Annotated in this window: 17 protein-coding genes; 8 read left to right on the top strand and 9 right to left on the bottom strand. The window is 58.9% G+C overall.

The annotated features are described in order from the left end of the window. Nucleotides 1–108 precede the first annotated feature (108 nt). The 7 genes from FTW19_RS08880 to FTW19_RS08850 form a co-directional block, all read right to left on the bottom strand. The gene (locus FTW19_RS08880; protein ID WP_147647286.1) at nt 109–1,485 is read right to left on the bottom strand and encodes a UDP-N-acetylmuramoyl-tripeptide--D-alanyl-D-alanine ligase; all 1,377 of its coding nucleotides are present in this window, start codon (nt 1,483–1,485) and stop codon (nt 109–111) included. Next, nucleotides 1,482–2,972 (bottom strand): UDP-N-acetylmuramoyl-L-alanyl-D-glutamate--2,6-diaminopimelate ligase, encoded by a 1,491-nt coding sequence (locus FTW19_RS08875; RefSeq protein WP_147647285.1) that lies wholly within the window; start codon nt 2,970–2,972, stop codon nt 1,482–1,484. The genes FTW19_RS08880 and FTW19_RS08875 overlap by 4 nt, the downstream gene beginning before the upstream one ends. 38 nt (nt 2,973–3,010) lie before the next feature. Beyond that, nucleotides 3,011–5,335, bottom strand: coding sequence for a penicillin-binding protein (locus FTW19_RS08870; protein WP_147647284.1), 2,325 nt, complete (start codon nt 5,333–5,335; stop codon nt 3,011–3,013). A gap of 46 nt (nt 5,336–5,381) precedes the next feature. Next, nucleotides 5,382–5,876 carry a cell division protein FtsL gene (locus FTW19_RS08865; protein WP_147647283.1) on the bottom strand — a complete coding sequence of 165 codons (495 nt, stop codon included), beginning with the start codon at nt 5,874–5,876 and terminating at the stop codon, nt 5,382–5,384. A gap of 15 nt (nt 5,877–5,891) precedes the next feature. Further along, nucleotides 5,892–6,785 (bottom strand): 16S rRNA (cytosine(1402)-N(4))-methyltransferase RsmH, encoded by an 894-nt coding sequence (gene rsmH / locus FTW19_RS08860; protein WP_147647282.1) that lies wholly within the window; start codon nt 6,783–6,785, stop codon nt 5,892–5,894. Nucleotides 6,786–6,821: 36 nt separating this feature from the next. After that, nucleotides 6,822–7,262: a division/cell wall cluster transcriptional repressor MraZ gene (locus FTW19_RS08855; protein WP_147647281.1), complete on the bottom strand. Its 441-nt coding sequence runs from the start codon at nt 7,260–7,262 to the stop codon at nt 6,822–6,824. A 361-nt stretch (nt 7,263–7,623) separates the two neighbouring features. Continuing rightward, nucleotides 7,624–8,118 (bottom strand): DUF2127 domain-containing protein, encoded by a 495-nt coding sequence (locus FTW19_RS08850; RefSeq protein WP_147647280.1) that lies wholly within the window; start codon nt 8,116–8,118, stop codon nt 7,624–7,626. 281 nt (nt 8,119–8,399) lie between these two features. On the opposite strand from FTW19_RS08850, the gene FTW19_RS08845 reads away from it, so the two are divergent. Further along, nucleotides 8,400–8,954 carry a fasciclin domain-containing protein gene (locus FTW19_RS08845; protein ID WP_147647278.1) on the top strand — a complete coding sequence of 185 codons (555 nt, stop codon included), beginning with the start codon at nt 8,400–8,402 and terminating at the stop codon, nt 8,952–8,954. Between the two features lie 161 nt (nt 8,955–9,115). Here FTW19_RS08845 and FTW19_RS08840 read toward each other — a convergent pair whose 3' ends face one another. Continuing rightward, complete coding sequence (locus tag FTW19_RS08840) at nt 9,116–9,796, bottom strand: Fe2+-dependent dioxygenase (protein ID WP_147647276.1); 681 nt, start codon at nt 9,794–9,796, stop codon at nt 9,116–9,118. Nucleotides 9,797–9,856: 60 nt separating this feature from the next. Continuing rightward, entirely contained in the window at nt 9,857–12,478 is a 2,622-nt protein-coding gene (locus FTW19_RS08835) for a TonB-dependent siderophore receptor (protein WP_147647275.1), read from the bottom strand. Nucleotides 12,479–12,726: 248 nt separating this feature from the next. On the opposite strand from FTW19_RS08835, the gene FTW19_RS08830 reads away from it, so the two are divergent. Genes FTW19_RS08830 through FTW19_RS08800 form a run of 7 tightly spaced genes read left to right on the top strand, consistent with a single transcriptional unit; the run spans nt 12,727 to nt 17,320 of the window. Then, nucleotides 12,727–13,287 carry an SRPBCC family protein gene (locus tag FTW19_RS08830; RefSeq protein ID WP_147647274.1) on the top strand — a complete coding sequence of 187 codons (561 nt, stop codon included), beginning with the start codon at nt 12,727–12,729 and terminating at the stop codon, nt 13,285–13,287. A gap of 38 nt (nt 13,288–13,325) precedes the next feature. Continuing rightward, entirely contained in the window at nt 13,326–13,733 is a 408-nt protein-coding gene (locus tag FTW19_RS08825) for a hypothetical protein (RefSeq protein ID WP_147647273.1), read from the top strand. 29 nt (nt 13,734–13,762) lie between these two features. After that, entirely contained in the window at nt 13,763–14,776 is a 1,014-nt protein-coding gene (locus tag FTW19_RS08820; RefSeq protein WP_147647272.1) for a hypothetical protein, read from the top strand. Between the two features lie 50 nt (nt 14,777–14,826). Beyond that, a complete protein-coding gene (locus FTW19_RS08815) occupies nt 14,827–15,903 on the top strand; it encodes a hypothetical protein (RefSeq protein WP_147647271.1) in 1,077 nt (358 codons plus the stop codon). A 55-nt stretch (nt 15,904–15,958) separates the two neighbouring features. Then, on the top strand, nt 15,959–16,405 hold the full coding sequence (locus tag FTW19_RS08810) for a hypothetical protein (RefSeq protein ID WP_147647270.1): 447 nt from the start codon (nt 15,959–15,961) through the stop codon (nt 16,403–16,405). A 41-nt stretch (nt 16,406–16,446) separates the two neighbouring features. Beyond that, complete coding sequence (locus FTW19_RS08805; RefSeq protein WP_147647269.1) at nt 16,447–17,010, top strand: flagellar basal body-associated protein FliL; 564 nt, start codon at nt 16,447–16,449, stop codon at nt 17,008–17,010. A gap of 31 nt (nt 17,011–17,041) precedes the next feature. Then, nucleotides 17,042–17,320, top strand: a complete 279-nt coding sequence (locus FTW19_RS08800) for a hypothetical protein (RefSeq protein ID WP_147647268.1) — start codon at nt 17,042–17,044, stop codon at nt 17,318–17,320. Nucleotides 17,321–17,422 lie beyond the last annotated feature (102 nt).

Below are 17,422 nucleotides of genomic sequence, written 5' to 3'. Positions count from 1 at the left end.
CAGTTCTCCTAAAGGTGTAGAGCGAAGCGTTTGCAGTTTGCGCCGTTTTCCTTCGAAGAAAACGGCATTCGCAGATTTCTCCAACACCACAGTATTGGGAGAATTGCTCTAGTGTATCCCCGCCAATGCACGTTCCAGACGTACCCCGCGTGATGCCTTCAACAACACAGCGTCACCGGCTCGCAGATTGGCCTGCAGCCATTGGCCCGCCTCTTCCGGCGTGGCGACAAAAGTCGCTTCTGCGCCGTTCGCCTTTGCCCCGGCAACCAGGTGCTCGGCCAGACCACGCACTCCAATCACATGCCGGATACCGAGCTTCGCCATCGTCCGTCCACTGGCTTCATGCAGTGCCGGGCCATCCGGCCCCAGCTCCAGCATCTCGCCGGCGATTACGATATATCGCTCAGCCGTTACCGCCAGCAGCGCTTCCACCATCGCGTCAAGAGCCCGCGGATTGGAGTTGTAGCAATCGTTGATCAGCGTCGCTTCACGCCAGTGCAAAACCTCGCCGCGCTTGTCCGATGGCTGCAGCTCGCGCAGCCCTTCCACGCATTCCGCCAGAGTCATACCGCACTGCAGTCCGGCGGCGATACCGGCCAGTGCGTTGTAGACGTTGTGTCGTCCCAAAAGCGCCAGCTTGGCCTCGGCACGCTCTCCTCCGGCAACCACGGTGAAGGTCATGCCCTCTTCGCCGGCTTCGTGCACATTCTCTGCCCGTACCGTCGCTGTTTCACCCAGGCCATAAAAGACGGCGCGGCCGCCCATCCCTTTACCGAAGGTGCCGACATACTCGTCGTCGGCGTTCAGAATCGCAATGCCGTCTGCAGGCAATGCCTCCACTAGCTCGTACTTGGCGCGGGCAATGCCGGCAATTCCATCCGGGAAGTACTCCAGGTGCACCGGAGCTACATTCGACACCACGGCCCAATCGGGCTCAGCAATCTTAGCCAGCAGGGCGATCTCACCGGTATGATTCATGCCCATCTCAAGGACGGCCATCTCATGCTCCGGCTCAAGGCGCAGCACCTGCAGCGGCACGCCGAAGTTATTGTTGAGGTTGCCCGCGGATTTCAGCACCTTGAATTTCGCTCCCAAAACGGCAGCCACGGCTTCCTTAGTGGTTGTCTTGCCCGCTGAGCCGGTAACGCCGATGACCCGTTTGCCCCAGTGTCGCCGGACAGCGGTTGCAAGCTTCTGCATCGCTGCCAGCACACAGTCTTCGCCTTCGGGCACGCGAAGCAGCTTACCTTCCTCGACAGTCGAGGGAACGACCCAGTGCATACTCACCACGGCAGCTACGGCGCCATCCTTCAACGCCGTCTCTACGAAGTCGTGACCATCCAGCCGTTCTCCCTTGACCGCAAAGAAGAGGTCGCCGGCGGCGATGGTGCGCGAGTCGATGGAATAGCCGTAGGCCACGGCATCGTCATCGAAGTCGCCTTCGGCGTGAATCCAATCCGCAATCTGGCCGAGCGTCAGCTTCATGCCATCTCCTTCAGTACGCGTGCAGCCACTTCGGCATCATCGAACGGAATCGTGCGGTCGGCCAGCACCTGGGTCTTCTCGTGTCCTTTGCCTGCCAGCAGCACAATGTCACCTGTCTTCGCTGTCGCCAGCGCCCGGCGAATGGCCTGCTCGCGATCGGCCTCAACGATGCAGTCTGTTCCCGTCTCTTCCACACCACGAAGCGCCTGCTCGATGATGATGCCGGGATCTTCCGTCCGTGGATTATCGCTGGTCAGCACCACCAGGTCGCTCCCCCGGCCGGCGGCACGCCCCATCTTCGGCCGTTTCGTGCGGTCGCGATCGCCGCCGCAGCCGAAGAGCGTGATCACACGATGGTCTTTTCCGGCCAGCTCCCTCGCCAGCCTGATCAGGTTCAGCAGTGCATCATCGGTGTGTGCATAGTCCACTGCCACCGTAACGCCTCGATCGTTAGGCACCGTCTGGAAGCGGCCCGGGACAAACGGCAGTTCCGCCACGCCCGCGGCAATCTGCTCCAGCGAAATACCGCGTGAATACGCCGCAGCAGAGGCAGCCAGGGTATTCAAGACATTCACACGTCCGGTCAGACTCGTCCGCAGCAGAATCTCTCCTGCAGGCGACTTCAGCAAAAAGCTCGTCTCGCCGGCACGCAATACAACCTCTTCCGCACGCCACTCGCCCTTTGTCATGCCGTAGGTGGCTACGACCGCCCCTTCCCGCAGAGCGAACTTCTCCAGACGATGACCATACTCGTCATCCGCATTGATAACAGCAACACGCGGTGGCGGCGCACCCACGCCCGCGAACAGGCGTTGCTTGGCGGCGAAGTACTTCTCCATCGTGCCGTGATAGTCCAGATGGTCCTGCGTCAGGTTGGTGAAGATGGCCACATCCACGGGCATGCCCCACACGCGCTCCTGATCGAGCGCGTGAGAGCTCATCTCCATCACAGCCTCGCTTGCTCCCGCCTGAACACCCTCGGTAAACAGCGCCAACAGATCGCGCGCTTCGGGAGTGGTGTGAGGAGACTCACGCACCTCGCCTGCCAGATGCACTTCGATCGTGCCAACGAGAACGCTCTTGCGCGCCGCAGCCTGCAGCATCGCCTCTACCAGGAAAGTGGTTGTCGTCTTTCCGTTCGTCCCGGTAACGGCTGTAAGCTTCAATTTTTGTTCGGGATGCCCGAAGAAGTTGGCGCTTGCCGTTGCCAGAGCGCGACGTCCATGCTCCATCAATCCGATGCAAAGATGTGGCCAGCGCGACAACGCGTTGGTGAAGCTCTCCCGGGAGTCGGTGATAACTCCGCCCGCGCCTTTATCCATTGCCTGGCGGATGAATTTATTGCCGTCGGTCGTGCCGCCGCGCATCGCCACAAACAGCGAGCCTTCGCGCACACGGCGCGAGTCATATTCGACACCCGTAATCTCGCACGAGCCATGCGTCTGCTCGTCGAGTTCGATACCTGCAACTACTTCGGAAAAAAGCATATAGAGAGACTGAGAAAAGGATCTTAGCGATGTACGGCCTAGCGCAGGAAGCGCACAACCACCTGCGTCCCCACAGGAACCATGGTACCTGCAGACGGCACCTGCTCCCTTGCCAGACCGCTGCCGACCGGCTGAACACGCAAACCTACCGAGTTCGCCTGCTGCACGACCTGACGCAGCGCAGCGCCATTGAACGCCGGCACCGCCACGCGTTTGGTCGCGTCGACAATCACGCCGCCATCTTCTTTACGCTGTGACAGTGGAGCAACCTTCGGCGCAGTCAGCGGTTTATTATCCGCCGCGTCGGCCATGGTGTTCGCTCCTCCGTTGGCGCGGAAGGCTGCCAGCACCTTCTCCGGTAACAGGTTCAGCACAGACTTCTTTGCCGGCTGCAACGCCACGGGCTCAGGCTCGGGCTTGGCAGGACCGGCGTTAGCCGTGCCCTTCAGCGGGTCATCATCCGGAAGCGCATTGGCCTCAGCAAACATGGCATTCAAATCGGCATTGCTGTCCTCGGGATGATCGTCGTGCTCGACCTTAGCCACGTTCATCTGCTCGACGCGCTTCTTCGGGTTGAAGGGCTGATCGTGCGGTATGCCCAGGTACTCCAGCACCTGCTGAGCCACTTCGGCGAAGACCGGCGCGGAGACCGAACCACCGTAGTAAGAAGGCCCTGCTGTAGGAGTATCGATCACCACCGCGACCGCGATCGCCGGCGTACTCACCGGAGCAATGCCGGCAAAGCTGGCGACGTGCTTGGTCTTGGAATAGGTATGCGTTGCCGTATCGATCTTCTGCGCCGTTCCCGTCTTGCCGCCGCTGGAATATCCGTTCAGCGCAGCCGACCCTCCAGTTCCACTCACCACGACGGCCTGCATCATGCTGCGCATCTTCGCAGCGGTCAGTTCACTGATCACACGATGCGAGCCATCCGGCAGGTTCTTCGGAAGCTCATTCTGGGGACGGAATGGGGTCGCTTTCAGCTCAGCATCGCCCTTCATCTTCTCCGTCTCGGAGAGGATGATGTGCGGCGGCAGATACATGCCGCCGTTGGCAATCGTAGAGACCATGGTGACCAGCTGAATCGGCGTCACACCCACCTCCTGACCGATGGCCAGTGAACCGATCGATGCCGGGTCCCACTTACGGACCGGACGCAACAGGCCACGAGTCTCGCTCGGCAGCTCGATACCGGAGCGATCGCCGAAACCGAAGTCGCGCATGTATTTATAGAAGCGCTCGTTGCCGAGCTTCATGGCAAGCTTTACCGCGGCGACGTCGCTGGACTTCTCCAGAGCACGCTGCACCGTAACCACGCCCATGCCGCGATCGGAGATGTCGTCATGAATCGTGCGGCCAAAGATCGTAATCGCGCCGCCCTGGCAGTCCACCAGGTCTTCCGGCTTTACGTTGGCGCCATCGAGCGCCGAGGCATACGTCACCAGCTTGAAGGTCGAGCCCGGCTCATAGACATCGCTCACTGCCAGGTTCGACAAAGCCTTCGGATCGAGATGCCGGGTCTCATTCGGATTGAAGCGCGGCGCCACCGCCAGTGCCAGAATCTGCCCCGAACGTGGATCCTGCACTACGACAACACCATGCAGCGCCTTGGTCTTCTCCACCTGCTCATCCAAGGCACGCTCGGCGATGTGCTGGATGTTAGCGTCGATGCTCAAGACCAGGTTCTCACCCGGAAGAGGCTCCTGCTCAATGCTGCCCAGCACCTTGCGACGCGCATCGAGCGCAGTGCGCACCTTACCCGGCGTGCCGTGCATATCTTCCTCGAACTCACGCTCCAGACCGCCCAGACCAATATCCTCAGCACCGACATAGCCCAGTACCTGCGAAGCCAGATCGTTGTTCGGATAGAAGCGCTTGAACTCCTTCTGGAAGTAGACGCCTTTGAGGTTGAGATCCTTAACCCGCTCAGCGATCTCAGGTGTCACACGATGCGCAACCCAGGCGAAGTTATGCGAGGCGGTGAAACGCGCCAGGATGCTCTGTTCGGAGGTGAAGCGGTCTTCCGGATCGTCGTGTACGACATGGGCCAGCAGACTGGCGGCATCGCCGGCGTTGCTGCCGAGCTCCTTGGGAACCGCGTAGATCGAATCCACGGAGACAGTCATCGCCAGCTCACGCAAATTGCGGTCATACAGCAGACCACGCCGCGGAGCCACGGTCACACTGCGCTCCTGCTGGCTCGCAGCCTTCTCTACATAGTGCGAATGGCGGATGATCTGCAGCCAGGCCAGGCGGCCCGAGATGACCACCGTCCAGAAAAGAAAGAACGCCGCCACGTAGACGAACCGGACACGCTTGATCGGTGCGGTTAGCGTCTGACGTGGGGGCGCCACAGTATGCATCTACTTCAACCTCAGCATCCAGAGAAACAACAAAACAACAAACCTATTAATGCGTAGCAACCTGCGCCACGACCGGAGCGTTCGGATCGTTCACACCATCCGGACGAACCACCTGACCGGGCAGCGGAGCTGACAGGCCAAGCTGCGCGGCCATGGTGTGGATCCGCTCAGGATCGGTCAACTGGGCCTCCTGCAGACGGAGCTGGCGATTCTGCTCCTGCATCTGCCCAACCTGCTGCTTGGCGGCCTCGATCTTGTAACCCGCTTCAATCGCGCTGAAGTGCTGCCAAACGTACACCATCACCAGCACGAACAGCACCGCGCAGGCGGAGCCGAAGGTACGCATCTCACGCTTGCGGACCGGATCATCGGCCTTCACGATGCGCGAGTTGTCGAGGTACTTGTGGAAGAGAACCTCGGGCGTCGGTCCGCGGCGCGCCGCGCGCTGTGTCTCATAGACACGGCGATTCCGCTCGGCCGGCGACTCGGTGCGGCACTTCCGCCGTCCCATTCCTTCAATTGTCTGCGCCACGCTTGCCATTGCCGTGCTCCCTTCTTATTTCTTCTCCGCTACCCGCAGCTTGGCGCTGCGTGCCCGCGGATTGCGTTCCATCTCGTCCTCAGTCGCCGTTACCGGCTTCTTCGTCAAAACCTCGTACTCGCCCGTCCGCGATCGCTCGCGGAAGTCGTCTTTCACCAACCGGTCTTCCAGCGAGTGAAAACTGATCACCGCCAGCCGGCCACCGGGCTTTAGAAGAGATGGCGCGCTTCCAAGCAGCGACCGGATCTCCCCCAGCTCGTCATTCACGTAAATCCGGAGCGCCTGAAAGGTCTTGGTCGCGGGATGAATCTTCTCGCCTTTCATTGCTGGGGCCGCGGCCGCTACCACTCGGGCTAATTCCCCCGTCGTCGTAATCGGCCGGGCCCTGACAATGGCTCTGGCAATTCTCCGCGAACTCCTTTCCTCTCCGAATTCGTAAATCAGGTCGGCGAGCTCGTTTTCGTCGATCTGATTTACCACCTGTTCGGCACTCACCCCTACCTTTGGGTTCATCCGCATATCAAGCGGACCGTCGTGCCTGAAACTGAATCCTCTGTGCGGTGTGTCCAACTGCAGACTGCTTACGCCAAAGTCAGCCAGGATGCCATCCAGCGTTCCAGGGGCAATCACCTGGTCCGCCTCGCTAAAAGCCCGTGCATGAAACTCCACCTTCGGCATCGTCGCTTTCAGCTCCGCTGCCAGATGTTCCAGCCGCTCCTTCGCCAGCTTCATGGCGTCCGGATCGCGATCGAAACAATGCAGCGTTCCGTGTGGCCCCAGGCGGCGAGCAATTCCGCTCGTATGCCCGGCAAGTCCAAGCGTTGCGTCAGCGTAGTTACCGCCGCGCCGCACATTCAGGAAGTTCAAAACCTCTTCAAAAAGAACCGGCACATGAAGCGATGCAATCATTCATCCCCCATGTGGCTCCCTTGGGAGCTCAAACCGTTACAGACCTAGGTCGGCCAGTGCAGCCTGGTCGTCCATAGTGAGCGGCTGGCTCTCAAGCTCAGCCTTGAAGGCATCGTGGTTCACCAGTTCCAGGTAGGTCTGCGATCCCAGAACCACCACCTCGCCCTTCACACTTGCCGCCTGCCGCAGAATGGCCGGAATCAGAACTCGTCCCTGCTCGTCCATCTGCGCCATCTGGCCGTAATAGTTGGTTACGTCCAGAAACTTCTTCTTGTGGGGATTCATAGAGGGGATCTGCGCCAGCCTCTCCTCGATCTTTTCCCACTCCTTCAGCGGATAAATCTCAGCCCGCTTCCCGTCCTTGCTGGTGATGTAGAACTGATCGCCATACACATCCTTGCAACGGCGCATGAACTCGGCAGGGAGTTTAAGCCTGCCCTTTTCGTCAACACGCGCTGGATGGTTTCCGCGAAACATCGTTCCTCACTGCCAGCAAGAACCCAAGAGCTAACCAGGAGCCCAAAGTTGGTTACGGTGCGAATCTTGCCGTTCGCTTCCGTTCCGGGGTTAGAATCATGCCATCGGAGCAATCTTCATCCCTTTTGCTCCACTTCTTACCACTTCGACCCACAGAATCGCCCATAAGTTGCCCTAATACAAGTCCCTAAATTGCGGAAAACATTGGCAGTTCCAAAATGGGCTGTGGAAAACTCACGCTGTGGGGGTAACCAAAGGGTATACCCCTACCCATAGTGTTTAGAAGATTGGTGCCGGAGGGTGGCGCGGCTGAGGAAATCCGTGGTAAGCGAAAATTAGGCGAAAGTGAACTAGAACCGCGTCAATCCTGATGTTTCCGCCGCCTCATCCGCGACAGAACCCACAGCAGATAGGCCACAATGAGCAGGTTTGCTATAAGGATCCCCAGCCTCCAGATGTTGGGGTGACGTGCCAGCTCATAGATCTCCCAGGGCAGAAAGACCAGGCTGGCAATCACAGTCAGATACTCTGCCCAAACCTTTTCCCGCACCAGCCCCACGCCCTCTACCAGCTTCAGAGCGCCGTACGCAAAAGCGGAGGCGCCGATCTGTTTCAGGCGGTGGTTGTCGATCAGGTCGAGTTTGTCGAAGGCGAGCGAGACCAGCCGGCCATCTTCGTTCAGGTGGAGATAGCGAACCAGATTCGTGAGCTCGTCGTTGAGATCCTTATTCAGCAGATGAAGCACGCCAAGCCCGACGGCTACGGAAAGTGCCGCTTCCAACACCTTCAGGATGCCGATGGCCAGCAGACCAGAGTCATGGTGTTTTGCTACAGGATGGGACTGCGTGCCGTTCATACGCGCGAGGAGGCCTGACTTCCAGCTTCGAGGCAAGACTACCGGCCTGTCAAACCCACGCGAGAGAACAGACGATAAATACGCACGCGTCCTCATGCACCGGTTATCGGCCATTTCTAGAGAGACCTTTACGCACGACAACCAGTTCTGGATTGCGCAGAGCGCAAATATGCCTTTCATCCTGCGCAAGCCAACCGAGGGGCAACACCAATCTGGCGCGTTCTCCTGCCTCGTCCTTTGCATGAACACGCCATCAAGGCCGTTCGAGAAAAGGACACCCCATGAAGACACTTCTGAAAGCTTGTTTTGCCACGGTGCTCGCCGGACTCACCTTCTCCATGCAGGGAGAGATGAAGAATCCCGATGTCGGCGGAGCTGCGATGTTTCCCGCAAAGACCATCGTCGAGAACGCGATGAACTCTCCGATTCACAAGACGCTGGTCGCCGCTGTCAAAGCAGCGGGACTCGTAGACACACTCAACAGCACCGGTCCCTTCACCGTCTTCGCTCCCACAGACGATGCCTTCGCCAAACTTCCTGCCGGCACAGTAGAACATCTTGTGAAGCCAGAGAACAAAGACATGCTGGTCAAGATCCTGACCTACCATGTTGTCCCTGGAAAGATCACTGCGAAAGAACTGACCGCATGGATCAAGAAGAACGGCGGGAAGTATTCCATGAAGACCGTTCAAGGAGAAACCCTGACCGCATGGATGAGCAACGGCAAGGTGATGCTGACTGATGAAAAGGGAGGCATGGCCACGGTGACCACAGCGGATGTCTTCCAGAAGAACGGCGTGATCCATGTAATCGACATGGTCGTGATGCCCAATTAGGCCTGTCATCAAACTCGTGCCACGGCAGATGGAGCCTGGTCGTGAGGGCGACCAGCTCCACCTGCGTGTTGCCCGAAGCACCGTGTGTGTTTGCTTCGGACCCTTCCGGGCGCACGGGCCATGTTCCGAGGCAAGGCCGGCGCACCCATCCTGAACTCTGTCTACAGCTCAGCCCACTGCCGCAGCAGGTTGTGATACACACCGGTCAATTGCACGGTTGAAGGATGCTCCGGATGATCGGCAGCCAGCCTCTGGATTGAGGTATCGAGGTCGAAGAGCAGTGTGCGCTGCGCATCCTGGCGCACCATGCTCTGCAGCCAGAAGAACGAGCTCACACGAGCTCCACGAGTCACCGGAGTGACATGATGCAGACTCGTTGAGGGATACAGAACCATGTGCCCCGCGGGTAGCTTCACGCTCTGCACGCCATACACATCTTCAATATTCAGCACACCACCGTCGTACTCCTCAGGATTGCTGAAGAACAGCGTGCAGGAGAGATCCGTGCGGATGCGGAACGGCGTACCGGTTACCTGGCGGATGGCATTGTCGACATGCGTGCCGAAGTTCTGTCCACCGGCATAACGATTGAAGAGCGGAGGAAAGATCTTGGAAGGCAGGGCGGCCGAGATAAAGAGAGGATTCTGTCCGAGCGCGTTCAAAATCATCTCGCCGAGTTGCTGCGCTACCGGCGAGTTCTCCGCCAACTGGGCATTATGCTTCGCCAGCGCGGACTGATGACCGGCGGTGACCTTGCCGTCCATCCACTCCGCATTGTCCAGCAGAACCCGTGCCTGTCTTACCTGCTCGGGATTTAATACATCGGGAATCGTAATCAGCATTTTGGTACAGGCTTTCGAAAGTAAGCCGCGAGCAGCAAACGGTGTGCCCGCGGCCTCAGGCTAGAACTTCATGTTGAAACCGAATTGCGCGTTGAAGCCTTCTCCGGGAATCAGGTGATTCGGATGCGGCTGGTCAATATAGAACTTGTTGCCAAGGTTGTTGAGGTTGGCCTGGAAGTCGAGACGGTCGCTGAGAGGCTTGCGTACCATCGCTGAGAAGATCCAGTAATCAGGGATGGCTTTGTAATCCAGGCGGACATTGTTCACGTTCGTGGACGCCGTCGTGTCATAGACCGCAATCAGAGCCCCGGTGCTGGCGCGGCGCGCTGCCGTGTAATTGGATCCGAAGCCGCCAACAAAGCCCCATCCGATATCGTGCGTCACCCACAGATTGCCCGTGTTCTTCGGTACATTAGCAAACGGCATGCCTACCGGATTGATGTAGAACGGCGCCGTCCTTGAAAGAGCCAGGCTGGCCGCATCTCCCTGTGCCGCAATCGCTGCGGCCTGAGTAGCAAACGGGGATGCATTCAAGGCAGTTGCTGTGACACGTCCGGACAGATAGGCGTAACCGGCAAGAATGTCGAAGTGCTGAGGGAGGTGCCCTAAGACACCGAACTGCACGCCCTGGATTCGCTGATTGCCTACATTGCGAACCTGAGTGGTATCGAACGGATCGGTTTCATAGACGTTCGACTTCGTCGTACGGAAGTAAGCTCCGTTGACGTTGAGACGATCGCGCATGAACGCCCACTTCGCACCAGCCTCGTAGGTCTCGTTTTCCTGCGGCGCCTGCGTTGCGTTATTGGCACTCAGGCTTAGACTCTCTGCGGAAGGATTGAAACTGGTGCCCCAATCGAAGTACACACTTCCGTTTGGCCTCGGTTTCACCACGACAGCCGCGCGATAGGTCGGCTTATCGTCCACACGCCATGGGAGCACCACCGCGCCATTCACCGTAGCTGCCTGGTCGGACTGTGTCTCGAAGTGATCGAATCGCACACCGCCGGAAAGCATCAACCACTGCGTCAGTTTCATGGTGTCGTTGAAGCCGATGCCATAACTCCATGAGGTGATATGCGTACGTCCGGGAGGCGTTGCGTAAGTTGCGGCATACACATCCTGCGCTGGGTTCAGCGCATTCGTAGACCCAACTGTACGGTTGGTACGTTGTGGCATCGAACGCTCACGCCCGCCTTCCGCCATGATCACAGCATCGTTCTCGATATGCCCCAGCGAGAAGTGGCCGACAGCGCTGGTCTGGTTCCAGATGATGTCTTCCGTGCTGTTGACCGGAATCTGTGCACGGGTGACCTGCACATTACTGAGAGGAGTGGTTACCGGATAGCAAGCAGTCGCATTGGTCGGAGCGCAGGTAGCGTTATATCCGGTGATCTTTCCCGTCGAGTCTTTAATCGCAGTCAGCGTGCCCGCCGTCAGGATCTGAGGCTCGGTGATCACGACATTGCGAGGGTAGTTGCCCCAGCGCGTAACGTTGCGCAGCGTTGCCCGTGTGCCGATGTCATGTTCCACCTTCGCCGTGACAACATCAGGATTCGTCCGCAGGAAGTTGTCATTCGCGAAGCCGTAGTAATTCTTGCGGTTCACCTGAGCGACACGCGGCCCAAAGTAAGGCAGGCCATAATCCGGAGTCGAGTTCTCGCCTTCATGTAGATAGTTGAGGCTGAAACGCGTCGGCGAGTTCAGGCCGAAGATAAGGGATGGAGCAATACCGAAGCGCCGAATCTCCGCATAATCGCGCTGTGCAACCTTGCTCTGGGAGCCAACCACATTCAAACGAAACGCCGCGCCATCGAGCGTGTCCTGCAGCGGAACATTGATGTCACCGGTAACACGCCGCATCAGGTTCGTACCTAGCTGCAGCGATCCATGCGCAAACTGATTCGTCTGCGGCTGTTTCGTCTCCTGGTTGATGACGCCACCCGTCGATCCACGGCCAAACTGTACGCTGGCCGGTCCCTGCAGCACCGCCACCTGCTCGTAGTCAAAAGCATCACGATAGTAGCTTCCGAAGTCACGAATGCCGTCGAGGAACATATCGTTCCGCGCGGAGAATCCGCGAATCGTCAAATTGTCTCCCTGGGCTCCTCCCTCTCCGGCGGCGATGGATATGCCCGGCGAGTTGCGCAGCGTATCGCGCAGCGTGGTGACCTGCTGCTCCTGCATGATGTACTGCGGAATCACATTGACGGTCTGCGCCGTGTCCAGCAGCGGCTGCGTGAACTGCGTCAGCGCGACGGTCGTCGACTGCGTCGTTACGTCCACCTGCTCGGAGTTCTGCACGCCGATCTCAAAGGTCGAATCGCTTACAACCTTCACGCCCAGACCGGTTTCGCCCAGCAACGCACGCAACGCCTGCTCGGCAGACATCATGCCGCTGACGCCCTTGGTGCGGAAGCCCGCGACCGTCTCAGCGGGAACCTTCAGGTTCACCTTGCTGCCGCTCTGCGACTCAAAGCTCCGCAGCGCCTCATCCATCTGTCCGGCGGGGATATTGAACTTCACCACGCCCTGCGAGATAGGCGCGTGATGCGAATGATCATGTCCATGACCTTCCTGGGCAACTGCTCCCTCGCCGGCGCCATATGCCGCAAGGGTTACCGCCACCACCTTCGCACTACGCTTCTGCCAAAGCTTCCAACGATCCAAAGGCCTCTTCATGCCAATCCTCCAGGGTTTGGTCTGCGCGGAGGCCCTCACCTTCACACGCTTCCCAGTCTTGTCTTCCGCCCGAAGCAGCCCCTCAACCGTTCGCGGCACACCTTCGCCCCTCAGAAACTTCCTGAGAGCGATCAACGACTTTTTCAGTCCGATATAGGCAGCATATCGCAATTGGCGACCTTTCGAGTCCTATTTGAGAAAAATTTCCGACTATTTCGGTCGGTAATCGTTCGAGTACTCTGAAAGCCGTGCCGGCCACATTTCATACCGAGCAGTGGGTCCCCTACCCGGTCGAGCTGGTCTTCGCCTTTTTTGCGAATCCATACAATCTGCCGCTGCTGATGCCGAAGTTCTTCAAGGTCCGGATCGAGGAGGCCGCTCTTGCTCCTCCGCCTTCACGGCCTGTGGCGCCGGACCCCGCCCTGCGCCTGAAGAGCATCGCCGCGGGTGCCGGCAGCCGCTTTACGGTCTCAGCCTGTTTAGTTCCCCTGCCGCTTATCAACTTCCGGGTTCCCTGGGAGGTCGAGATCACCGAGTTCGCGTGGAACCATCACTTCACAGATGTTCAGCTTCGCGGTCCCTTCCGTTACTGGAAACACACCCACAGCGTCAGCGAAGAGACCCGCGCCAATGAGGCCGGAGTCCCGATCCACGGCACCCGGGTCACCGATGACATTGAGTTCACCCCACCCATGGCTCTCGCCTCGTCCGCCATCATCAGGCGGCAACTCGCCTCCAACTTCCGGACCCGTCAGAAGAAACTGGATTCGATCCTGCCGAAGCTGGTAGCCAGCCTCAACCGGCGTTAGGACTTGCGATTCCCGGCGATACCCGGCACCCTAAACCTATGTGGCCCAAGCTTCTTCTCCAACTGACGGAACACCTTCCCAAGCTCATCCGCCTGATTCCTTTGCTTGAGTCACTGGTCGCTTCTCGCCTGGCTGCTCCTGCCGCTGCGCCGGCGGAACTCGACCTCACTCCGCTCAACGAGGCGACGGAGGCGCTGAAAACCGAGCTCGGCCAGGTTGCCCGTTCTCACGTCTCCCTCAGCAAGCAGATCTTTGAAACACATCAGGACCTGAACCAGCGGATCGAGCATCTCTCCACCGAGCTCCGCACCCACCAGGAGGCAAGCAGCCGCCAGATCGATCAGTTGGAGCATCAGCTCCACAGCTTCCAGAGCTGGTTCTGGATCCTGCTTGCACTGCTGCTCGCCGCCATCGCCCTGATGATTGCCCTGCTTGTCGTCAAGTGAGATGATCGAGCCCTCAACTAGGGGGTCGATTGAGGCGAGTTCTCCTTAGCGTTTTCCTGCTATCGTCAGCCTCGCTGATCGGCACGCAGCCCGGCAGGCAGCCGTCTCCGCAGAGCCTGCTTGCTGCCGAACGAGATGCATTCGTCACTGCTTATTCAAGACCCTGGCATCGCATCGTTCACTTCATTCTTTTTCCCGGCGATAAGAAGAAAGAGATCACCGGCACGGTAGAAGATACCGTCTATTCTCCGTTTCACCAGAAACGCACCTACAGTTCCGCGAAGGAATCGTTCTCGATCTACACGCTTCCGGAAGGAACATTTACGGATCGCAAGAACGCGATCCTTCCTGGAATGCTTCGCTTCGGCTTGCAAGGCATGTCCCCTCAACTTGTGCCGCAGTTCCTGGCTAAGGACCGCATTCTCGCTATTGCGGCTCTCCCTGACACTAACTTCAGCTGCTACCAGATCGAAAGGCGGGACGACTCCGGATTCATCGCATTCAACAGCAGAAGTGTTCCTTCATTCTGCTTCGATCAAGGCGGGATACTACGAACTGTGACCCTGGAACACATCATGACTGCGGTTAACGCGCAGCTACTGCTCAATCAGAGATACGTTCCCTCCCGCGTCCTGGTCGCGACTGAGGGAGGCACCCTCGCCTCTCTCGAGACGACACTGCTGGAATCTCTTTCTGAAAACGGAACCATCCAGAGGCCTTCGGAGGCGATCTATCCTGGCGAACGATCCGAGATCAGCTCATGCGATTCCGGAGGAACCGAGATAACCGCATCCGCTCCGACCTCGCTCAGTACACGTGGCGTGTTCCTCGATGTTCATATCAATGAACAGGGAAAGGTTGACCGCACATCCGTCATCGCTTCCGCCTCCGCTTTATTCGAGGGCGAGGCGCAGGACGAGATCCGGAAGAAAACATACGCTCCATGCGTAATCTCCGGAAAAGCGACAGATTATGGTCTGACGACGCTCTGGTGGGGACCCGATCGCTTTCGGTTCCGAAAGGGGCCTTTTTCCCGATTCTAAGCAAATAACCTTCCCCCCAACCATGGCGCACCGGGGCTATGATGTTCGGCATGATGCGGGCACTGATCTTCGCACTCTGCGGAATCGCGGTCATGGGGGCCCCGGCGGAACAACCATGGAAGCCCGCCGACGTGCTTCGGGCACAGCGTCTCGAAGTCCGTGAGGCCTACCGTCAGCCCTGGCATCGCATTGTCAGCTTCCAGCTCTACGACCAACAAGGACACCCGATCCAGGCCGGAACGGTCGAAGACTTCTATAGTTCCCCTGACAGCCAGCGCCGGGTGTTTACCTCTACGAAGCAGCACTTCACGACCTACACGACCGCAGAGGGAACGTTCGTCGACGTCCGCAATATCTCTCTTTCACCAGCACTTCTGCTCGCCCTCGCCGGACTTGGAGAGACCGGGGTCCCCGATGTACTTCCGCGTGACCGTTTCCTGAGCGAACATGCTCCCGGTCATGGCAACCTGGCCTGCTTCGGCACGCAACGAACGGATGAGTCCGGCATGTATGCCGTCTCCCTGGTCGACGCGCCAACAACCTGCTTCCAGGCCACAAGCGGAGAACTGCGAGCCGTAAAGCGCAACGGCATCGTGACCGCGATCCTCGACTGGAATACGCTCCGTGAACATCGCGTCCCCGGCCGCATTACAGTGTTCGGCGAAGAGGGAAAGATCGCCGAGCTGACGGTCACCCTGCTGGAGCCACTCGATCATTCCCTGGACAACCCGCCCTCCAATATTCGCCTGCATCCGGCCCATGGCGCTGAGCTAGCCGCCTGCGACCAGGGAGGATACAGCCCCGTCGGCCTGCCGCAGTCGCACACCCCCCGGCTGCAGGCGTATGTCCATGTCGACCGCAACGGCAAGCCGGACAACATCCGTGTCCTATCGCGGGCCGACACCCTCACCCAGGGCTATGTCGCTGAAGAGATGAAGCATCGTTCCTATTCTCCCTGCGTCGTAGACGGGCGGGTAACGGACTTCTCATTCATTACCAGCGTCTACCGGCCAGAGATGAACCAGGTCTCCACCGCCGGCTTCCTATCCGGATGGAACGCCTATCTGGGCCCGGGAGCGAACGACTCCTCAAACTCGCTCTCAAACCTCGCCATCGCAGGCTGGTAGATCTCTGAACCGGTCCACCTTGCCCCGGCACCACCCCTCATTTAAGCTCGTAGATATGTACGAGGACTTTCACGCTCGCGACCGGTTTACCGGGGAAGACCTGCATTGCACCTGGAAGGGCACGGTCGTCGCCATCGCAACGCGTCACGCCGACGCCACCGATATCCGTTTCGCCGTGAACGGCCGCCCTGTCTGGATCGCCATGCCGAATGACGCGTGGGTGCAGCAGAAGGCGAAGAACGGTCACGTCATTACCGACTATCTCGCGGCGCAGGCTGCGGGACACTACCTGAAGTCCATCATCGAGACCGGCTACGACAATGGCCGCGAGATGTACACCATGTCCATTGACGAGGTGTTGCAGCACGTTGACCAGGTGGTCCGCGAAGCCGGACATACCTCCAAGCTGCCGCAGCTCCCGCTCGTGAATCGCGACTCGCACCCGGACGAGCTCGACTTCGTCCTTCCGGGCGAGCCTCATAAGCTCCCGCTCTCCGAATAGATTTTCATTCGTCCTTAAGCTTCCTGCGGCACGCTGGAGCCATGCTGCTTCGCCGCTCTCTCCTGTGTGCCGCCCTCATGGGCGCTTCTTCCCTGCTCTGCCATGCGCAGGAGGGTCTGCGTGACACAACGCTGCTCATCATCCGGCACGCGGAGAAGCCTGTGGTGGGCGACCGTCTGACTCCTGCCGGCGAAGCTCGCGCGCAACGGTATGCGGCCTACTTCGCTCCCTTCGTCGATCCCAGCGGCCAGAACCTCACCATCGATACGATCTTCGCCGCGACTGACAGCAAGAACAGCCTGCGTCCGCGCTTGACCGTAGAGCCGCTCAGCACAGCCATTCGCAAACCCATCGACACGCACTTCGTCGAGAAGAAGAACGATGACTTCGTCACCGAGCTCCAGAAGGAATCGCACGGGAAAGTCATTCTCATCTCCTGGAGGCATGGCGGTATTCCTGAGTTGCTCACCAAACTCGGGGCGGATTCCACACGTCTGATCGGCGGCGAGCACTGGCCGGACGATGTCTTCAACTGGGTTATCGAGCTTCACTACAGCCACGACGGAAAGCTCGCTTCGCAACAGCTGATTCACGAACCCTTTTGAGATAGTTATGGTCTATTCAGAAGGCCGCATTATGTTCATCCGCCGTATCAGCATCGCCTGCATCGCTCCGGACGGCTCTTCCCGCCCGGCTCCGTTGGCTCATATTGACTCCTTCGCGATGCGAAACTTCACCAACGATGCCGTCTTCGACGACACCCTTCCTGTCGCCGATGGCCTCATGGAGGCCGGTTACCGTGTGCCGCTCAGTCGTCTACAGAGCTCCATGGAGGACTGGTTTCGCCGCAAGAGCTACCTGAAACCCGGCGAAGTGCTGCAGGTAACCGAGATTGAAGCGGCAACCGGTCACTGATAGAGCATTTTCCCTGTAGGTGTAGGGCAGGGCTTCCGCATCTATGGGCGTTTCCGCAATGAAAACGCCGCTGCATACCCCTCCGGGATTCCCGGCAACAGG

Origin of the sequence: Terriglobus albidus (assembly GCF_008000815.1) — a bacterium.
Lineage (GTDB): Bacteria > Acidobacteriota > Terriglobia > Terriglobales > Acidobacteriaceae > Terriglobus > Terriglobus albidus_A.
Note: the sequence above shows the minus strand (reverse complement) of the source record. Positions and strands in the feature narration are given on the sequence as shown.

Excerpts from the sequence above, each read along its gene's own strand:
- FTW19_RS08810 (WP_147647270.1), top strand. The coding sequence starts at position 15,959 with ATGTACGAGGACTTTCACGCTCGCGACCGGTTTACCGGGGAAGACCTG.
- FTW19_RS08855 (WP_147647281.1), bottom strand. The coding sequence starts at position 7,262 with ATGTTTCGCGGAAACCATCCAGCGCGTGTTGACGAAAAGGGCAGGCTT.
- FTW19_RS08825 (WP_147647273.1), top strand. The coding sequence starts at position 13,326 with ATGTGGCCCAAGCTTCTTCTCCAACTGACGGAACACCTTCCCAAGCTC.
- FTW19_RS08870 (WP_147647284.1), bottom strand. The coding sequence starts at position 5,335 with ATGCATACTGTGGCGCCCCCACGTCAGACGCTAACCGCACCGATCAAG.
- FTW19_RS08875 (WP_147647285.1), bottom strand. The coding sequence starts at position 2,972 with ATGCTTTTTTCCGAAGTAGTTGCAGGTATCGAACTCGACGAGCAGACG.
- FTW19_RS08805 (WP_147647269.1), top strand. The coding sequence starts at position 16,447 with ATGCTGCTTCGCCGCTCTCTCCTGTGTGCCGCCCTCATGGGCGCTTCT.
- FTW19_RS08800 (WP_147647268.1), top strand. The coding sequence starts at position 17,042 with ATGTTCATCCGCCGTATCAGCATCGCCTGCATCGCTCCGGACGGCTCT.
- rsmH (WP_147647282.1), bottom strand. The coding sequence starts at position 6,785 with ATGATTGCATCGCTTCATGTGCCGGTTCTTTTTGAAGAGGTTTTGAAC.
- FTW19_RS08880 (WP_147647286.1), bottom strand. The coding sequence starts at position 1,485 with ATGAAGCTGACGCTCGGCCAGATTGCGGATTGGATTCACGCCGAAGGC.
- FTW19_RS08850 (WP_147647280.1), bottom strand. The coding sequence starts at position 8,118 with ATGAACGGCACGCAGTCCCATCCTGTAGCAAAACACCATGACTCTGGT.
- FTW19_RS08835 (WP_147647275.1), bottom strand. The coding sequence starts at position 12,478 with ATGAAGAGGCCTTTGGATCGTTGGAAGCTTTGGCAGAAGCGTAGTGCG.
- FTW19_RS08840 (WP_147647276.1), bottom strand. The coding sequence starts at position 9,796 with ATGCTGATTACGATTCCCGATGTATTAAATCCCGAGCAGGTAAGACAG.
- FTW19_RS08865 (WP_147647283.1), bottom strand. The coding sequence starts at position 5,876 with ATGGCAAGCGTGGCGCAGACAATTGAAGGAATGGGACGGCGGAAGTGC.
- FTW19_RS08815 (WP_147647271.1), top strand. The coding sequence starts at position 14,827 with ATGATGCGGGCACTGATCTTCGCACTCTGCGGAATCGCGGTCATGGGG.
- FTW19_RS08845 (WP_147647278.1), top strand. The coding sequence starts at position 8,400 with ATGAAGACACTTCTGAAAGCTTGTTTTGCCACGGTGCTCGCCGGACTC.